The sequence below is a fragment of the Asticcacaulis tiandongensis genome (assembly GCF_006475605.1).
GTDB lineage: Bacteria > Pseudomonadota > Alphaproteobacteria > Caulobacterales > Caulobacteraceae > Asticcacaulis > Asticcacaulis tiandongensis.
Genome location: NZ_SSBC01000010.1, coordinates 1,346,626 through 1,361,429, shown reverse-complemented (window position 1 = coordinate 1,361,429; position 14,804 = coordinate 1,346,626). Strand labels below are relative to the sequence as shown.

The window sequence follows — 14,804 nt, the reverse complement described above, 5'->3', positions numbered from 1 at the left end:
GTTAGTTGTGGTGATGGCCGGAACCGGTGCAGCCAAGGCCCAGGACATGGCTGAAGGCGTGGGCCAGTCGGGCCGGGGCATCTGGGTCGTAGGTCAGATAGAGGTCGGGTTCGATCAGTTCGAGTTCCATCAGACACGGCTGGCCGCTGTCGTTTCTGACCATATCGACGCGGGCATAGAGCAGGTCAGGGCCACCGGCATAGTCAAGCGCTTCGTAGGCCAGTTCCAGCGCTTCGGGCGGGACAGGCAGTGTGCGCAGGTTCGCGTCATAATCGGGCTGTGAGCGGAAATCACCGGATTTGGGGGTCTTCAGCACGGCGTGGGAGAACTGGCCGCTATAGAACAGAAGTGACCATTCGCCTTCGGACTGGATGGCGGGCATAAAGGGTTGCAGCATAAGACTCCCCCCTCCGGCTTCGCCGGTCTCCCCCCAATGAATTGGGGGGATATGATCCGTGTCGAGTATAAAAGTGTTTTTGGAACCGGCAGATATGACGGGTTTGATGACCAGTTTTTGCTGATTGAAATCAGCGCGGGCATTGGCGATCACTCTGGGGGTCAGGCTGGCGGCAAACAGGGTAGGTACGGTGCGGATGCCGGATTGTGACAGGTCACGCAAATAATGCTTGTCGATGTTCCATGCCAGAATGCCGGTGGGGTTCATCAGTCTGTGGCCCTTGGCTTTGATGTAGGCGAGGCTTTTACGGAAGTCATCGGGCGCATTGTGATAGCCCCAGACCACCAGCGGACACACCAGATCATAGTCACGCGTCAGGGGCGCTGACCAGGGCTGGGTAAAGATATCGACGGGAAGGTCGGAGAGGGCGGCGCGGTAGGCGTCGACGACGGCGGGCCAGCGGCTGTGGGTTTTATAGTCGGGATCGGGGGTCAGGATCAGGAGGGACTTGCGCATGCTGGCTTTATGCGCAACAGAGGGGGATAAAATCAACCGGATAAATCCCTATGTTTTCTGATTATGATGTTGTTGCCGTCGGTCATGCCATTGTCGATGTTATTGCGCCCGCGGAACCTGCGTTTCTGGCGGCGGAAAACCTGCCTGCGGGGTCGATGACGCTGATTGATCAGCACAGGGCGCTGAATCTCTATGAGAAGATGACGGCGCGTGGGGATGTGACGCAGGAATCCGGCGGGTCGGCAGGTAATACGATTGCCGGTGTCGCTTCGTTTGGTGGCAAGGCAGCCTATATTGGCAAGGTGGCACATGACGCTTTGGGGGAGGTGTTTTCACGCGACCTCAAGCGTCTGGGCGTGACGTTCGGTACGCCGTTTCTGCATGATGATCCGACGGCCACGGCGCGGTGCCTGATTAATGTGACACCGGACGGGCAGCGCACCATGGCGACCTATCTGGGTGCGGCGGCGCTTGTCGGGCCTCAGGACGTTGATGCGGCGATTATTGAGGCGTCGAAGGTAACCTATCTGGAGGGCTATCTGTTTGATACGCCGTCAGGACGGGCGGCTTTTGCCAAGGCTTGTGAAATTGCCCGTGCCGCAGGGCGTCAGACGGCGATTACGCTGTCGGACAGCTTTGTTGTCGATCGCTGGCGTACCGATCTGCTGGCCTTTATCGAGCGGCACATTGATGTGGTCTTTGCCAATGAGAGCGAAGTCCTGTCCTTTTTCCAGACGGATAATTTTGATGAAGCAGTGAAGTTTCTTGGGACCAAGGCTGATCTGTCGTTTGTGACGCGCTCGGATAAAGGCTCTGTGGCGGTGACCTATGATCAGGTTTTGCCGGTTGAGGTGTGCGCGGCAGAGGTGGTCGATACCACCGGTGCCGGTGACCAATATGCGGCGGGGGTGCTTTATGGTCTGACTCAGGGCCTGTCGGTTGTTGAGAGCGGGCGGCTGGGGTCGCTGGCGGCGGCGGAAGTGATCGGCCACTATGGCCCGCGTCCGCAGGTGAATTATGGGGAACTGGCGAAGGCGCGGGGGTTGTTAGGGTAAGCAAGATGCCCCACCACCCCGTAGGTCAAACCGGCGCGGTCCCCCTCCCCAGCAAGCTGGGGAGTATGTATTAAACGCGGCGTTTGAGGGCGATGTAGAGCGCGCCGGAGCCGCCGTGGCGGGCGTGAGCCTGCGAGACACCGGCAATCATATGTGACAGCGCCGGATCGGCCAGCCATTCCGGCGCATGGCGTTTGAGTATGCCGTTTTCAGCCAGACCTTTGCCCGTAATGACCAAAATGGCGCGATAGTCGTTGGCATAGGCCTGATGGACGAAGGCTTTGAGGCGCGATTCAGCCTGAATCTGCGTCAGGCCGTGCAGGTCGAGGCGGGCTTCGATGGGGTCGCGTTCGCGGCTCAGGCGGCGCTTGCGTTTCGGCTCAATGGGATAGGGATCGGATTTGGGACTGTCGCTATAAAGCTTATAGCCCGTCTGGGGTTTGACGGCCTCACCCACCCGAAAAGGGGCCATGGGCAGAGGGGGCAGCTTTGGGGCCGTCATGGTGTTTTTACCGGCAGGCAGGCCCTTCAGGGTTACGGTTTCCGGTTCCGGAGTCGGGGTGGTTGTTGTCTTGAGTTTCGTTTTGGCCGTATGCGGTCGCACAGTCGCCGCTACCAGCGACCACAGGCGTTTGTCTTCGTCTTTGAGCGGGTAACGGGCCATGAGGTTCGCTATGGCATGTTGAGCGCGTAAGGAAAAGATATGAAATATCCCCTACGTTGTAGAATGCCCCCTCCGTCAGCGACTTCGCGCTGACACCTCCCCCGCTTCGCAGGGGAGGATGATTAGGTGAGGGCTTCGCGTTTTTCCTCGAGTTCGAGCCATTCAAGTTCGCCGTTTTCGAGGTCGGTTTTTAACTTTTCCAGCGTTTTCATCAGGGCGTCAAACTTGGCCGGTGATCTGGCATAGAGGTCGGGATCGGAGAGGGCCGCTTCGGTGTTTTTGATTTCCGCCTGCCATTTGGGCATCAGGGCGTTGAGGTCTTCGAGGCGCTTCTGGTCTTTGTAGCTGAGTTTTTTGGTGGCGGGCTTAGGGGCCGGTTTAGGTGCCGGAGCCTTTGCGGCGGGTTTTGAAACCGTCGGGGTGCGGTGGCTGAGTTCGGTGAAAAATTCCGGATTCTGACGCAGGAAATCCTGCCAGCCGCCAGGCGTTTCGACGGTCTTGCCCTTGCCGTTCAGGGCGAGGGTCGAGGTGGCGAGACGGTCAATAAAGTCACGGTCGTGGCTGACGAGGATCAAGGTGCCGTCATAGTCGGCCAGCATGTCTTCAAGCAGGTCGAGCGTATCCATGTCGAGGTCGTTGGTCGGCTCATCCAGCACCAGAAGATTGGTCGATTTGGCCAGGGCGCGGGCCAGTTGCAGGCGGTTACGTTCCCCGCCGGACAGGGATTTGACCGGCTGGCGCAACTGGTTTTCACGGAACAGGAATTCTTTGGCGTAGCCAGCGACGTGCTTCGGCTGGCCCTGCACCATGATCTGATCCGAGCCGGAATTGGCCAGCGCGTCCCACAGGGTTTCCTCACCTTTGAGGGTGTCGCGGCCCTGATCGAGATAGGCGGTTTCCAGATTGGTGCCGAGTTTGATTTCACCGGAATCGGCGTTAATCTGACCGATCAGCAGCTTGACCAGCGTCGATTTGCCCGCCCCGTTCGGGCCGACAATGGCCAGACGGTCGCCGCGCATGATGCGGGTCGAAAAGTTGTTGAGCAGGGTCTTGTCGCCGAAGCCTTTGGAGACGCCTTTGAGCTCGGCCACAAGCTTACCGGAGGTGCCACCGGAATCGATGCTCATTTCCATGGTCTTGCCGAGGTTTTTTACGCGTTCGGCGGCGTCGGCGCGCATGGCCTGAAGGCGGGCGGCGCGGCCTTCGTTGCGGGTGCGCCGCGCAGTAATGGAACTGTAGAAGGTTTTGGTTTCGCGCTCGATGGCCTTTTCGAGGCGGCGCAGGGATTCGGCCTGTTCTTCGACGATTTTTTCTGACCAGCCTTCGAACGTCGCGTAACCGGCGTCAAGGCGCATGATCTTACGGTCATAAAGCCAGTAGCAGCGCTGGGTGACGCGTTCAAGGAAGGTGCGGTCGTGGCTGACGATCAGGGCTGCGCCCCGGAAAGATTTCAGGCGTTCTTCCAGGGCTTCGATGGCGAAGATATCAAGGTGGTTGGTCGGCTCATCGAGGAAGATAAGGTCGGGTTCTTCGGCAAAAGCCTTGGCAAGCGCGGCGCGGCGCTTTTCACCGCCCGAAAGCGAGGCGGCGGAGGTTTGCGGATCAAGGCCAAATTCAAAAAGCTCGGCCTCGGCCAGATAGGATTCGGCACCATCCGAGATCGCCCAGTCGAGTACGGTGTCCCCGTCGGGTTGCGGTTCCTGAAGCACATAGGCGTAGCGTAGGCCCTGCATGAGGGTGCGTTCGCCGGAATCGGCCTCGATCAGGCCTGCCATCAGGCGCATCAGGGTCGATTTGCCCGCGCCGTTCTTACCGACCAGACAGGCGCGAACGCCGGGTTCAAGCGCGATGTCCACGCCGTCAAACAGGGGGTTCATGCCGTCCATCAGGCGGACGTCTTTGAGTGCGAGCAGGGGGGCCTTGGTGTTCATGGGCTTGCCTGTACAGGCTGGGGCCGGTTTTGTGAATAGGGTGTGTGAGGTAGGGGAGGTAAAGTAAGCCCCCCCGCGCTGCGCACGGCGGTCCCCCTCCCCATTAAAATGGGGAGGTATGGATAAGGTGAGGGTTTTGGAGTATGGCGAGGCATGACCAGACCTTTTTGGCAGACCAAGACCTTAGAGCAGATGAACGTGACAGAGTGGGAAAGCCTCTGTGACGGGTGCGGGCTTTGCTGTCTGATAAGGCTTGAGGACGAAGACTCGGGCGAGATCATACCCACGCGGGTGCATTGCAAGCTGTTCGACAACCAGTCGTGCCGGTGCAGTGATTATCCAAACCGCAAAAAATATGTGCCGGACTGCATCAAGCTGACGCCGCATAATATCGAGGCGCTGGAGTGGATGCCGCTCAGTTGCGCCTATCGCCGCATCTATGAAGGCAAAGATTTGCCACGCTGGCATCATCTGATCAGCGGGGATCGTGAAACGGTGCATCAGGCAGGGGTATCGGTGCGCGGGCAGACGATTTCGGAAACCGAGCTGGAATACGAAGACGATGCGCTGGATTATGCGGCGTTTGATCTGCTGGCCGACAAGAGCGACCTGTAAAGGAAAAGGCCACGGGGTTAACCGTGGCCTGCGCTCAATGATCAAAAAAAGATCTAATAGAAAATAGGGGTGCCTTTATGCGGGGGCGCACCGTACTGAAGCCTGACTATTCACATAACCTGACTTTGTGACAGTTGTTTTGCACCTGCGAGCATAAAAGTGAGATAGGCGTTTACCCGCTTAATGTAAAAAAAACATAAGGCAATTCTTAAGGTTACATTTAGTGCCTGAGGTCTTATGCCCCGTCTCTCCAGCCCGTTTATAACTAAGGGCATGGGACGCACGACACTTTCCGACAAAACAATATCGAAAAGAAAAGTGATGCACGAACAACGGCTTATGGCGCTGTTTGGCAGGCTGATGGCGGATTGCGAGGCCATGCTGACACCCGCCCAGTTTGCGGCGGTCGAGAAGCGGGCCAAGGCGCTGAGCGCGGTCAGGCGGACCCTGAAAGAGGTTTACACGAAAGAATCCGAAGGCGGAGAGACGGGTATGCATGACGACGAACAGGACACAGCCGACACGCTTGAAGCCTGGAAACTCAGGCTGGAACGCAAGCTCGATCGTCTCGCTGGGGCGCGAAGCGCGTCAGGCGTGGATGGACGAGATAACGAGCCCGGCGATCGTCAGGGGGATACTGAATGACTGGCGGTTCTGGGCCAGACCGGCGCAGATGCCGCCTGAGGGCGACTGGGGGACATGGTTGTTCCTTGGCGGGCGCGGGGCGGGCAAGACGCGGGCGGGTGCCGAGTGGGTGCAGGCGCTGATCGATAAGGGTTTGCGCTTCGCGCTGGTGGGCGCAAGCCTGCATGATGTGCGTGAGGTGATGATCGAAGGGCCTTCGGGGTTACGGGCTGTGGCGCAACGCGGCAACCGGCCGCATTACGAGGTGTCACGGCGCAGGTTGCGCTGGCCTAACGGGGCGGTGGCCTATGCTTTTTCGGCGGAAGATCCTGAGAGTTTGCGCGGGCCGCAGTTTCATTATGCCTGGGCGGATGAGTTCTGCGCCTGGCGCGCACCGGCGGAGACTCTGGCGATGTTGCGCATGGGGCTGCGGTTGGGAAGTGCTCCGAGATTATGCGTGACGACAACGCCCAAACCTCTGATGGCCCTGAAGGTGCTGATGGGGGAGGCGGGTGTGGTGCTGACGCGGTCTTCGACCCGTGAGAATGCAGCCGGGTTGTCGGACAGTTTTGTCGAGAGCCTCAATGCGCTCTATGGCGGCACACGGCTGGCGGCGCAGGAGCTTGAGGGGCTTGTGGTCGATGGGGATGCGCAGGCCTTGTGGCGGGCGGCTGATCTCGGGCGCCGTTATGGCGCGCGGCCGGTGGCGTTTGATCAGGTGCTGGTGGCGGTTGATCCGCCTGCGACGTCACATGGCGATGCCTGCGGTATCGTGGTGGCGGCTAAGGCGGGGACGCAAGCCTTTGTGCTGGAGGACGCAAGCGTTTCGGGGCTGTCGCCGCTGGGCTGGGCCAAGCGGGTGGCCGGGCTGGTGGCCGATTACGGGGCTTTGCGCGTAGTGGCAGAGGCTAATCAGGGCGGGGAGATGATCCGTTCGCTGCTGGTCATGGCGGGTTGTGACGTGCCGGTAGAACTGGTGCACGCACGGGTCGGTAAGCGGGCGCGGGCCGAGCCGGTGGCGGCTTTGTATGAGCAGGGGCGCGTGGTTCATGCGCCGCTTGAGGGGCGGTTTGTGGCGCTGGAGGAGGAGTTGATGGCGCTGGGAACGGAAGGCGGCAAGTCGCCGGATCGGGCGGATGCGCTGGTGTGGGCGGTGACGGCACTAATGATTACGGGGCGCAGTGAGCCGAGGTTGAGCCGGTTGTAGGGCAGGGTTTTGCCCCCTCCGTCGCGGACTTCGCCGCGACACCTCCCCCGCAGGCAGGGGAGGATGAAAGGCAGGCCCCGCGATCTTATGCCTCGAAGGGGGAAGAGGAAGAGACCCCACCACCACAAAGGCGGGCCTTTGTGGTCCCCCTCCCCATCACAGATGGGGAGGTATGAAAGGGAAGAATGATGGTTGATGTGTTTAAGAAGTGGCGGGAGCAGAAGCAATCGCAGGGGCGCGCTCTGGTGGCCTTGACCGGGCAGGGGCGGGCGCAGTGGACACCGCGCGATTACCAGCATCTGGCGCGTGAGGGTTTTGCCAAAAATGCCATTGCCTATCGCTGTGTGCGCATGATTGCCGAGGCGGCGGCTTCGGTGCCGTTACGGGTTGATTGTGACGGGCGTCATGAAAGCGCGCACCCTATGGCAAAGCTTTTGGAGCGGCCCAATGCCGAGCAGGGCGGGGCTGATCTCAGGGAGGCGCTTTATGCGTCCTTGCAGACGGCGGGTAATGCCTATGTCGAGGCGGCAGGCGGGGATGATGGCCCGTTGGAATTATGGGTGCTGCGGGCTGATCGGGTCAGGGTGCTGCCCAATGCCAAGGGCTGGCCGGAAGCCTATGAATACAAGGTCGGCGCGCATACGGCGCATATCGGGCGCGACCCTCAGGGCTGGTTGAAGGCGCTGCATCTCAAGCTGTGGCATCCGCTCGATGACTGGTACGGGTTTTCACCGCTGGAGGCGGCGGCCTTTTCCATCGATGTGCATAATGCGTCAGGGGCCTGGAATAAAGCCTTGCTTGATAATGCGGCGCGGCCTTCGGGGGCTTTGGTCTATGGGGCGAAGGCATCGGAGCGGTTGTCTGAGGAGCAGTTCAGCCGGTTGAAGGCGGAACTTAGCGAGGCCCATGCGGGGGCGGATAATGCCGGACGGCCATTATTGCTTGAGGGCGGGCTTGACTGGAAGCCCATGTCACTTTCGCCCGCCGATATGGATTTCATCGAGGGCAAGCACGCGGCGGCGCGGGATATTGCGCTGGCCTTCGGGGTGCCGGCGCAGCTTCTGGGGATACCGGGCGATAATGCCTACAGCAATTATCGTGAGGCCAATGCGGCCTTCTGGCGGCACACGGTTTTGCCTCTGGTCGAGAAGACGACGCGGTCCTTGTCGAACTGGCTGGAGCCAAGGTTTCAGGGCGCGCGGATCATTGCCGATGTCGAGACCTTACCGGCCCTGTCGGCGGAACGGGAAGCGCTGTGGGCGCGGCTTGAGGGGGCGAGTTTTCTTGAGGTGGCCGAGAAGCGGCGTCTGGCGGGCTTAAGTGAGGTCGCGGATTGCGGAGGGGCGCATGGGTGAGTGGTTTAGTGGCGGGGTCGTGACGGCCATCATCCTGCAGACCGCTGCGGCGCTGATGTGGACCGGTCGGGCGGGTGCGCGATTAGAGGGGGTTGAGCGGCGTCTGGAGCAGCAGGCCGGTGTGGCGGAACGTCTGGCGCGGCTTGAGGAACAGGCCATTGCCACGCGGGCAGCGCTGGGGCGGATTGAGCATAAGCTGGATGAGGAGCGGCGCACATGACGGTGGTGATCGAGGGTTATGCGTCGCGGTTTTATCAGCGTGATCTCAATGACGATGTCGTGGTGCCGGGGGCGTTTCGTGACAGCCTGACGCGGACGGGGCCAGAGGGAGTGCGGATGCTTTATCAGCACAAGGCCGAAGCGCCGGTCGGGATCTGGGATGAGGTTTATGAAGATGCGGACGGATTATTTGTGCGCGGGCGGGTGTTTGAGGTCACGCCGGAAGCGCGGATGGTCTGTGCGTTGATACGGGCGGGGGTGATTGACGGTTTGTCGATTGGTTTTCGCACGGAAAAGAGCCGGTTTGATGAAACAGGCAGGCTCAGGGTGCTGGCGGGCGTGGCGCTTTGGGAGGTGTCGCTGGTGACCTTTCCCATGTTGCCAACGGCGCGGTTTCGGATAGCTGAAGCGGCGCGGGCGGCGGCGTAGGGAAGATACCCCACCACCACAAAGGCAAGCCTTTGCGGTCCCCCTCCCCAACAGGTTGGGGAGGTATGAAGAATAGCGGTGTGGGGGGAGGCCCCTCACCCTAACCCTCTCCCCTGAGGGGAGAGGGAATTTCAGGAGAAAATGGATGAAAGAAGTGAAACACGCGGTGGCGTCCACCGAGGTGAAGGCGGCCCTGCATGAGGTTCTGGGAGCGTTTGAGGCGTTCAAGGATGCCAATGATCAGCGATTGAGTGCGCTGGAGAAAAAGCAGGGCGATGGTCTGCTGGATGACAAGGTCGCGCGTATCGAGGACGGGCTTCAGTCGGCGCAGGCACGGCTTGATCGTATTCTGAGCCAGAAGTCGCGCCCTGATATTGGCGCGCCGGTTAAGGCTATGCCGGAAGAATCTAAGGCCGCCTGGGACGGTTATCTGCGTTCCGGTCGAGTGACGATGGAGCTTAAGGCCGGTCTGTCGAGCGCGTCGGGTTCGGGGGCTTTGGCCCCGTTTGAGACCGAGCGGTTTGTCGAGCGTCGTCTGGCGCAGGTATCGCCCATGCGTTCACTGGCAACTGTGCGCACCGTAGGGGCGGGCGTGTTCCGTAAGCCTGTGTCGACCGCCGGTGTCGTGGCCGGTTGGGTGGCGGAAACTGCGGCGCGTCCGGAAACTGATCCGGCGACTTTGGCTTTGCTGGAGTTTCCGGCGGCTGATCTTTATGCCTCACCGGCGGCGACGCAGGCGCTTCTGGATGACAGTTTCATCAATCTTGATGAGTGGCTGGCGTCGGAGATCGAAGACAGCTTTGCGGCGCAGGAAACCGCGGCCTTTGTTAATGGTAATGGCACCAATAAGCCCAGGGGTTTCTTAAGCTATACGACGGCGGCGGCACCTGTCTGGGGGCAGATCGGTCATGTGGCTACCGGTACGTCAGCGGCGTTTCCATCCAGCAATCCGGTCGATATTCTGATTGACCTGATCTATGCGCTTAAGGCCCAGTATCGTCCAAACGCGCATTTTGTGCTCAATCGCAAGACGGCGGCGATTATTCGCAAGTTCAAGGATGCCGATGGCAACTATATCTGGTCGCCGGCGTCTCAGGCCGGAGCCTTGCCACAGGTGCTGGGCTATCCGGTGCAGGAGCTTGAGGACATGCCGGATGTGGCGGCAGGGTCTTTGTCGGTGGCGTTTGGTGACTTTGCCAAGGGCTATCTGATTGTCGATCGGGCGGGCCTGAGTGTGCTGCGCGACCCGTATTCGGCCAAGCCCTATGTGCTGTTCTATACGACCAAGCGTGTCGGCGGCGGGGTGCAGAATTTTGATGCCATCAAGGTGCTGAAGTTCGCGGCCAGTTAAAAATCGCGTTCTGACCCTTCTCCTCTGTGTGCAGGGGAGAAGGTGAAAGATACCCCACCACCCCCGCGTAAATCGCGGCGGTCCCCCTCCCCAGCAAGTTGGGGAGGTATGAAGAGACAAGGAAAATGAAGATGGCTGATCCTGTTTCGCTCAGTGAGGCGAAGCTGTTTCTGCGTGTGTCTCATGAGGATGAGGATGCGCTGATTGCGACCCTGATCGACGCGGCAAAAGACCGGCTGGAGACGGCTTTGGGCATTGAACTGACCGAGGCGTCACCTGCGCCGTTACGGCTGGCGCTGCTTGATCTTATTGCGCGGGCCTATGGGGTGCGCGGTGAGGGCGAGGTGTCCCTTGAGGGGCTTGAGCCGTGGATCGCACCTTACCGGCAGGTGCGGTTATGAGTGCGCCCTTACAAGCCGCGCGGTTGAAGACGCCTGCGAAACTTTATCGGATCGCGCGCACGCCGACCGAATTCGGCGGGTTTGTGCGGACGCCGGAATGGGTGGGGACGGTGTGGGGGGATTTTGACCCCGAAAAGCCGGTATCGGGTCTGACGCCCGAAGGGGAAGTGCTGGTGCGGCAGCAGGCGGTATTTACCTGTCGGTCAGCGGAAGGCCTGAGTGTTGGCGGGCGTCTGGTTATCGACGGTAATGACTGGGCCATTCAGGCCTTTGACATCGCTCAGGACAAGGCGGTGCGGGTGCGCATCGAGCGGGTGCAGCCATGAGTGTCGATCCGTTGCGGGGCTTACAGAAAGGCTTGTTGGCGTTTCTGAAAGCGCAGGCCTCGTTGCAGGTCTGGCTGGGGGCGGCAGTCAGGATCTATGACGAGGTGCCGCCGGAACCGGTCTATCCCTATGTGCGGTTGGGGCGTGCCGAGGCGCGATCAATTGGCGGCTTAGGGCCTGAGGTGACCGAACAGGTCGTGACCCTGACGGTGGTGTCGCGCTTTGCCGGTACCGAGGAGGCGCGGGCTATTGCGGCAGAGCTGAGGCTGTTGCTCGATCAGGCGAGTTTGAACCTTGAGGGGCAGCATGTGGTCAGTGTGCGGGTCACCTATGTCGATGTGTTCAGATCAAGTGATCGCTATTCGGTGCACGGGCTGGTGCGGCTCAGGGTGGTGAGTGAAGCAGTGTAGGGGATTTGCCCCACCCACCGCTTCGCGGTCCCCCCTCCCCGTAAACAGGGAGGGATGAAACAGAAGGAGAAAAGATATGGCTTTGCAAAAGGGCCGCGACATGTTGCTCAAAATAGCCAATGGCGCGACGCCTGCGGTGTTTGTCACGGTGGCGGGATTACGGGCGCGGACGGTATCGCTGAATGCGCGCACCATTGACGTGACGGACTCAGACAGTGCCGGTGGCTGGCGGGAATTGCTGGCGGGCGCGGGCGTTAAGTCGCTTTCGGTATCGGGGGCGGGTGTGTTTCGTGATGAGGCTTCGGACGCGCAGATGCGGGAGGTGTTTTTCGCGCAGGTTGCGCGGCAGTGGCAAATCGTTGTGCCGCATTTTGGGCAGTTTCAGGGGCCGTTCCTGATTGCGTCGCTTGACTATGCCGGTGAGCATGACGGGGAGGCGACCTTTGCGGTGACTCTGGCGTCGGCGGGGGAGGTGAGTTTTGTCGCCCTTTAATCCGGCCAGAGGCGAGGTGCTGGCGACCCTTGGAGGGCGTGAGGTCAGGCTGTGTGTGACCTTACGGGCGCTGGCGGCGCTTGAGGCGCATTTCGGGGTGACGGGCTTTGAGGCGCTGGGGGCGCGGCTTGGGGGCATGGGCGCGTCGGATGTGCAGGTCGTGCTCAGGGCACTGGTGCTTGATGAGATCGAGCCGGAGGCCGTTGGATTTAAAGAGGCTCTGGCGGCGATTGTAGCGGCGTTTGCGGCGATGAATGCATGACCGAGACCTGGGGTGCGATGCTGCGGCAGGCGGTGATCGGCTGGGGCCTGTCGCCGCAAGTCTTTTGGAGTTTGAGTTGGCGTGAGTGGGTTTGGCTTACGCAAACCGAGGCAGCGGCGCGGCTTGAGAAGGCAGGGCTTAGGGCCATGATGGCGCAATTTCCGGATGAGGCGGACTAATGGAAAACGAATGGCAGGGCGTCGAGGGGTTGCGGGCGCAGGTTGAGGCGGCGTCCGAGGCCTTAAAGGCGCTGGAGGCTCCGGCCAGAGAGAGTGCGGAGGCCATAGATCAGGCCTTTGCCCGTGCCGGAGCCTCGGTGGTGCGCTCGCTCGGGCGGGCGGCCTCGGATGGCAAGATCACTATGGCCGAACTGGCGGCGGCGGTGATTGCGGCGGTCAATGCCGCGTCGGGTCAGACGCGCGGGGCGGGGTCGCTGGGGGCTGTGCTGGGGGAGATTTTTTCGGGGGCGTCAAAGTCGTTTGCCGGATCTTTTGCTGGCGCAAGAGCCGATGGCGGGCCGGTGACGGCGGGCGGGGCCTATCTGGTGGGGGAGCGCGGGCCGGAATGGTTCAGGCCTTCGGGGTCGGGTGTCATCGAACCGGCAGGCGTGGGCGGGCCGGTGGTTAATCTGACGCTTAATATGGAGGGCGGGGCGGCGGGTCTTGTGCGCTCTGAGGCGCAGATTGCGGCCATGTTGCATCGCGCGGCGCGGTTGGGAGGGCGATAGATGGGCTTTCATGAGGTGTCTTTTCCGGCGCGACTCGCCTTTGGGTCGGGGGCAGGGATCGAACGCAAAACGCAGATCGTGTCGCTGGCGTCCGGCTTTGAGCAGCGGATCAGTCCGTGGGCGCTGGGGCGCAGGCGTTATCTGATCGGGGCCGGGGTCAGGTCGCTGACCGATGCAGCGGCATTGCTGAGCTTTTTCGAGGCACGGCAGGGGCCGCTTTATGGCTTTCGCTTCAGGGATTTTGCTGATTGTCGCAGTGGGGCGCTTAAGGCCGCTGTTACGGCGTTGGATCAGGTGATCGGGGAGGGCGACGGGCAGAAGACTGAGTTTCAGCTGGTGAAACAGTATGGGGCCGTGGTGCGGCCTGTGCACAAGCCGGTTGAAGCGACGGTGGTGGTCGCAGTCGGGGGCGTGGCGGTAACCGGCGGGTTCAGCGTTGATCATACGACAGGTCTTGTGACGTTTGATGCGGCACCGGAGGTGGGCGCACAGGTCACGGCGGGGTTCGAGTTCGACACACCGGTGCGCTTTGATTCTGACCGGCTGGATATGACGCTTGAAGGGTTTGAGGCGGGGCGTGTGGCTGCGGTCCCTTTGATTGAGGTGCGGGTTTAAGAGGCCCCTCACCCCGACCCTCTCCCCTGAGGGGAGAGGGGGGAGGATGAAAGGAAATCTATGAGACAGATACCGGAGCGGATAGCCGCTGCCCTAGGGCGGGGGGCGGCGGGGTTGTGTCATGTGTGGATCATGACGCGTAAGGATGCGCAGCGGCTGGGGTTTACCGATCATGACGCGGCGGTCAGGTTTCTGGGCGTGGACTGTCTGGCCGCCAGCGGTCTGACGCAAGGGGCGGCGTCTGAGGCGCTGGGGTCTGAGGCGTCGGATAGTTCGGTGTCGGGTGTGCTGACGGCTGAAGCCTTAAGGGCGGAGGACATCGAGGCGGGCCTTTATGACGGCGCGCGGCTTGACACCTATGTGGTCAGCTGGGTGCAGACAGAGGATTATTTGCATCTGGCTTCGGGTACGCTGGCGCGGCTCGAGTGTCGGGGGCAGGCGTCGTTCATTGCCCATGTTGAAGGGCCTGCGGCAAGGCTGAGGCAGATAGTGGGCCGCAGGTTTACGCCCCTGTGTGAGGCGGCTTTGGGAGATATGCGTTGTGGTGTGGCCGCTGAGGTCGGGGTGGTCTGCGACAAGCGCTACGCCACCTGTCGCGGTGTGTTTGGCAATGAGATTAATTTCCGCGGCTTTCCCGATATGCCGGGCGAGGATTTTATCAGTCTCTATCCAAGGGCCGGTGACCTGATGAATGGGCGGTCGAGTGGTCACCGGGTATGACCTTTGAGGATATGCGACGGGCGGCGGTGGTCGATGAGGCCCGGTCATGGATCGGTACGCCTTATCAGCATCGCATGAGCTTTAGGGGCGAGGGGTGTGATTGCCTCGGGTTGATACGCGGGGTGTGGCGCGGGCTTTATGGCACAGAGCCGTGGGAATTACCGGTCTATAGCGGCGACTGGGCGGAGGTCGGGGGACAGGAGGTTTTGGCAGCGGCGCTTGGGCAGTGGATGCGGCCTGTGCGGATTGACGAGGCACGGGCAGGGGATGTGTTGCTGTTTCGCATGAAGGCGGTGGCGGTGGCCAAACATGCGGCCATCCTCAGTGCGGGCGATATGGCCGATCAGAGGGCAGAAATCATCCATGCCTATTGGGGGCAGGCGGTGGTGGCCTCATGGCTTGGGACCTGGTGGCGCAGGCATGTCGTGGCGGCATTTGCGTTTCCGGAGATGGGGTGAGGTGTGGATGAAGAGGCCCCTCACCCCGA

21 protein-coding genes are annotated in these 14,804 nt (G+C 61.0%); 18 read left to right on the top strand and 3 right to left on the bottom strand.

The annotated features are described in order from the left end of the window. Nucleotide 1: 1 nt before the first annotated feature. On the bottom strand, nucleotides 2–913 hold the full coding sequence (locus E5201_RS10670) for an ATP-grasp domain-containing protein (RefSeq protein WP_140985999.1): 912 nt from the start codon (nucleotides 911–913) through the stop codon (nucleotides 2–4). A gap of 50 nt (nucleotides 914–963) precedes the next feature. On the opposite strand from E5201_RS10670, the gene E5201_RS10665 reads away from it, so the two are divergent. After that, complete coding sequence (locus tag E5201_RS10665) at nucleotides 964–1,968, top strand: adenosine kinase (protein ID WP_140985998.1); 1,005 nt, start codon at nucleotides 964–966, stop codon at nucleotides 1,966–1,968. 70 nt (nucleotides 1,969–2,038) lie between these two features. On the opposite strand, the gene E5201_RS10660 is transcribed toward E5201_RS10665, so the two are convergent. Further along, nucleotides 2,039–2,632, bottom strand: coding sequence for a Smr/MutS family protein (locus E5201_RS10660; RefSeq protein WP_140985997.1), 594 nt, complete (start codon nucleotides 2,630–2,632; stop codon nucleotides 2,039–2,041). A 122-nt stretch (nucleotides 2,633–2,754) separates the two neighbouring features. Further along, nucleotides 2,755–4,563, bottom strand: coding sequence for an ABC-F family ATP-binding cassette domain-containing protein (locus E5201_RS10655; protein ID WP_140985996.1), 1,809 nt, complete (start codon nucleotides 4,561–4,563; stop codon nucleotides 2,755–2,757). A gap of 153 nt (nucleotides 4,564–4,716) precedes the next feature. On the opposite strand from E5201_RS10655, the gene E5201_RS10650 reads away from it, so the two are divergent. The 17 genes from E5201_RS10650 (at nucleotide 4,717) to E5201_RS10570 (ending at nucleotide 14,775) form a co-directional block, all read left to right on the top strand. Then, nucleotides 4,717–5,178, top strand: a complete 462-nt coding sequence (locus E5201_RS10650) for a YcgN family cysteine cluster protein (RefSeq protein ID WP_140985995.1) — start codon at nucleotides 4,717–4,719, stop codon at nucleotides 5,176–5,178. Nucleotides 5,179–5,499: 321 nt separating this feature from the next. Beyond that, entirely contained in the window at nucleotides 5,500–5,823 is a 324-nt protein-coding gene (locus E5201_RS15020) for a hypothetical protein (protein WP_140985994.1), read from the top strand. Next, on the top strand, nucleotides 5,777–7,009 hold the full coding sequence (locus tag E5201_RS10640) for a DNA-packaging protein (RefSeq protein WP_140985993.1): 1,233 nt from the start codon (nucleotides 5,777–5,779) through the stop codon (nucleotides 7,007–7,009). Before E5201_RS15020 ends, E5201_RS10640 begins: the two co-directional genes overlap by 47 nt. A 188-nt stretch (nucleotides 7,010–7,197) precedes the next feature. After that, complete coding sequence (locus E5201_RS10635; protein ID WP_342774729.1) at nucleotides 7,198–8,364, top strand: phage portal protein; 1,167 nt, start codon at nucleotides 7,198–7,200, stop codon at nucleotides 8,362–8,364. After that, nucleotides 8,357–8,584 (top strand): hypothetical protein, encoded by a 228-nt coding sequence (locus E5201_RS10630; protein WP_140985991.1) that lies wholly within the window; start codon nucleotides 8,357–8,359, stop codon nucleotides 8,582–8,584. Before E5201_RS10635 ends, E5201_RS10630 begins: the two co-directional genes overlap by 8 nt. Further along, nucleotides 8,581–9,012: an HK97 family phage prohead protease gene (locus tag E5201_RS10625; RefSeq protein WP_140985990.1), complete on the top strand. Its 432-nt coding sequence runs from the start codon at nucleotides 8,581–8,583 to the stop codon at nucleotides 9,010–9,012. The genes E5201_RS10630 and E5201_RS10625 overlap by 4 nt, the downstream gene beginning before the upstream one ends. A gap of 145 nt (nucleotides 9,013–9,157) precedes the next feature. After that, complete coding sequence (locus E5201_RS10620; RefSeq protein WP_140985989.1) at nucleotides 9,158–10,363, top strand: phage major capsid protein; 1,206 nt, start codon at nucleotides 9,158–9,160, stop codon at nucleotides 10,361–10,363. Nucleotides 10,364–10,494: 131 nt separating this feature from the next. Next, entirely contained in the window at nucleotides 10,495–10,764 is a 270-nt protein-coding gene (locus E5201_RS10615) for a head-tail connector protein (RefSeq protein ID WP_140985988.1), read from the top strand. Beyond that, nucleotides 10,761–11,090 (top strand): phage head completion protein, encoded by a 330-nt coding sequence (locus E5201_RS10610; protein WP_140985987.1) that lies wholly within the window; start codon nucleotides 10,761–10,763, stop codon nucleotides 11,088–11,090. Before E5201_RS10615 ends, E5201_RS10610 begins: the two co-directional genes overlap by 4 nt. Continuing rightward, nucleotides 11,087–11,500, top strand: coding sequence for a DUF3168 domain-containing protein (locus E5201_RS10605; RefSeq protein ID WP_140985986.1), 414 nt, complete (start codon nucleotides 11,087–11,089; stop codon nucleotides 11,498–11,500). Before E5201_RS10610 ends, E5201_RS10605 begins: the two co-directional genes overlap by 4 nt. 76 nt (nucleotides 11,501–11,576) lie before the next feature. Continuing rightward, nucleotides 11,577–11,993 carry a phage major tail protein, TP901-1 family gene (locus E5201_RS10600; RefSeq protein WP_140985985.1) on the top strand — a complete coding sequence of 139 codons (417 nt, stop codon included), beginning with the start codon at nucleotides 11,577–11,579 and terminating at the stop codon, nucleotides 11,991–11,993. After that, the gene (locus tag E5201_RS10595) at nucleotides 11,980–12,255 is read left to right on the top strand and encodes a GTA-gp10 family protein (protein WP_140985984.1); all 276 of its coding nucleotides are present in this window, start codon (nucleotides 11,980–11,982) and stop codon (nucleotides 12,253–12,255) included. The genes E5201_RS10600 and E5201_RS10595 overlap by 14 nt, the downstream gene beginning before the upstream one ends. Further along, nucleotides 12,252–12,434, top strand: a complete 183-nt coding sequence (locus tag E5201_RS10590) for a phage tail assembly chaperone (protein ID WP_140985983.1) — start codon at nucleotides 12,252–12,254, stop codon at nucleotides 12,432–12,434. The genes E5201_RS10595 and E5201_RS10590 overlap by 4 nt, the downstream gene beginning before the upstream one ends. After that, nucleotides 12,434–12,982, top strand: a complete 549-nt coding sequence (locus E5201_RS10585) for a phage tail tape measure protein (protein ID WP_140985982.1) — start codon at nucleotides 12,434–12,436, stop codon at nucleotides 12,980–12,982. Before E5201_RS10590 ends, E5201_RS10585 begins: the two co-directional genes overlap by 1 nt. After that, on the top strand, nucleotides 12,983–13,597 hold the full coding sequence (locus E5201_RS10580; protein ID WP_140985981.1) for a DUF2460 domain-containing protein: 615 nt from the start codon (nucleotides 12,983–12,985) through the stop codon (nucleotides 13,595–13,597). It begins immediately after the preceding gene. Between the two features lie 60 nt (nucleotides 13,598–13,657). Beyond that, nucleotides 13,658–14,317, top strand: a complete 660-nt coding sequence (locus E5201_RS10575) for a baseplate hub domain-containing protein (RefSeq protein WP_140985980.1) — start codon at nucleotides 13,658–13,660, stop codon at nucleotides 14,315–14,317. Then, nucleotides 14,314–14,775 (top strand): C40 family peptidase, encoded by a 462-nt coding sequence (locus E5201_RS10570; protein ID WP_140985979.1) that lies wholly within the window; start codon nucleotides 14,314–14,316, stop codon nucleotides 14,773–14,775. The genes E5201_RS10575 and E5201_RS10570 overlap by 4 nt, the downstream gene beginning before the upstream one ends. Nucleotides 14,776–14,804: the final 29 nt, after the last annotated feature.

Coding starts and splice junctions, on each gene's coding strand:
- E5201_RS10670 (WP_140985999.1), bottom strand. CDS start 913: ATGCGCAAGTCCCTCCTGATCCTGACCCCCGATCCCGACTATAAAACC.
- E5201_RS10665 (WP_140985998.1), top strand. CDS start 964: ATGTTTTCTGATTATGATGTTGTTGCCGTCGGTCATGCCATTGTCGAT.
- E5201_RS10660 (WP_140985997.1), bottom strand. CDS start 2,632: ATGGCCCGTTACCCGCTCAAAGACGAAGACAAACGCCTGTGGTCGCTG.
- E5201_RS10655 (WP_140985996.1), bottom strand. CDS start 4,563: ATGAACACCAAGGCCCCCCTGCTCGCACTCAAAGACGTCCGCCTGATG.
- E5201_RS10650 (WP_140985995.1), top strand. CDS start 4,717: ATGACCAGACCTTTTTGGCAGACCAAGACCTTAGAGCAGATGAACGTG.
- E5201_RS15020 (WP_140985994.1), top strand. CDS start 5,500: ATGCACGAACAACGGCTTATGGCGCTGTTTGGCAGGCTGATGGCGGAT.
- E5201_RS10640 (WP_140985993.1), top strand. CDS start 5,777: ATGGACGAGATAACGAGCCCGGCGATCGTCAGGGGGATACTGAATGAC.
- E5201_RS10635 (WP_342774729.1), top strand. CDS start 7,198: ATGGTTGATGTGTTTAAGAAGTGGCGGGAGCAGAAGCAATCGCAGGGG.
- E5201_RS10630 (WP_140985991.1), top strand. CDS start 8,357: ATGGGTGAGTGGTTTAGTGGCGGGGTCGTGACGGCCATCATCCTGCAG.
- E5201_RS10625 (WP_140985990.1), top strand. CDS start 8,581: ATGACGGTGGTGATCGAGGGTTATGCGTCGCGGTTTTATCAGCGTGAT.
- E5201_RS10620 (WP_140985989.1), top strand. CDS start 9,158: ATGAAAGAAGTGAAACACGCGGTGGCGTCCACCGAGGTGAAGGCGGCC.
- E5201_RS10615 (WP_140985988.1), top strand. CDS start 10,495: ATGGCTGATCCTGTTTCGCTCAGTGAGGCGAAGCTGTTTCTGCGTGTG.
- E5201_RS10610 (WP_140985987.1), top strand. CDS start 10,761: ATGAGTGCGCCCTTACAAGCCGCGCGGTTGAAGACGCCTGCGAAACTT.
- E5201_RS10605 (WP_140985986.1), top strand. CDS start 11,087: ATGAGTGTCGATCCGTTGCGGGGCTTACAGAAAGGCTTGTTGGCGTTT.
- E5201_RS10600 (WP_140985985.1), top strand. CDS start 11,577: ATGGCTTTGCAAAAGGGCCGCGACATGTTGCTCAAAATAGCCAATGGC.
- E5201_RS10590 (WP_140985983.1), top strand. CDS start 12,252: ATGACCGAGACCTGGGGTGCGATGCTGCGGCAGGCGGTGATCGGCTGG.
- E5201_RS10585 (WP_140985982.1), top strand. CDS start 12,434: ATGGAAAACGAATGGCAGGGCGTCGAGGGGTTGCGGGCGCAGGTTGAG.
- E5201_RS10580 (WP_140985981.1), top strand. CDS start 12,983: ATGGGCTTTCATGAGGTGTCTTTTCCGGCGCGACTCGCCTTTGGGTCG.
- E5201_RS10575 (WP_140985980.1), top strand. CDS start 13,658: ATGAGACAGATACCGGAGCGGATAGCCGCTGCCCTAGGGCGGGGGGCG.
- E5201_RS10570 (WP_140985979.1), top strand. CDS start 14,314: ATGACCTTTGAGGATATGCGACGGGCGGCGGTGGTCGATGAGGCCCGG.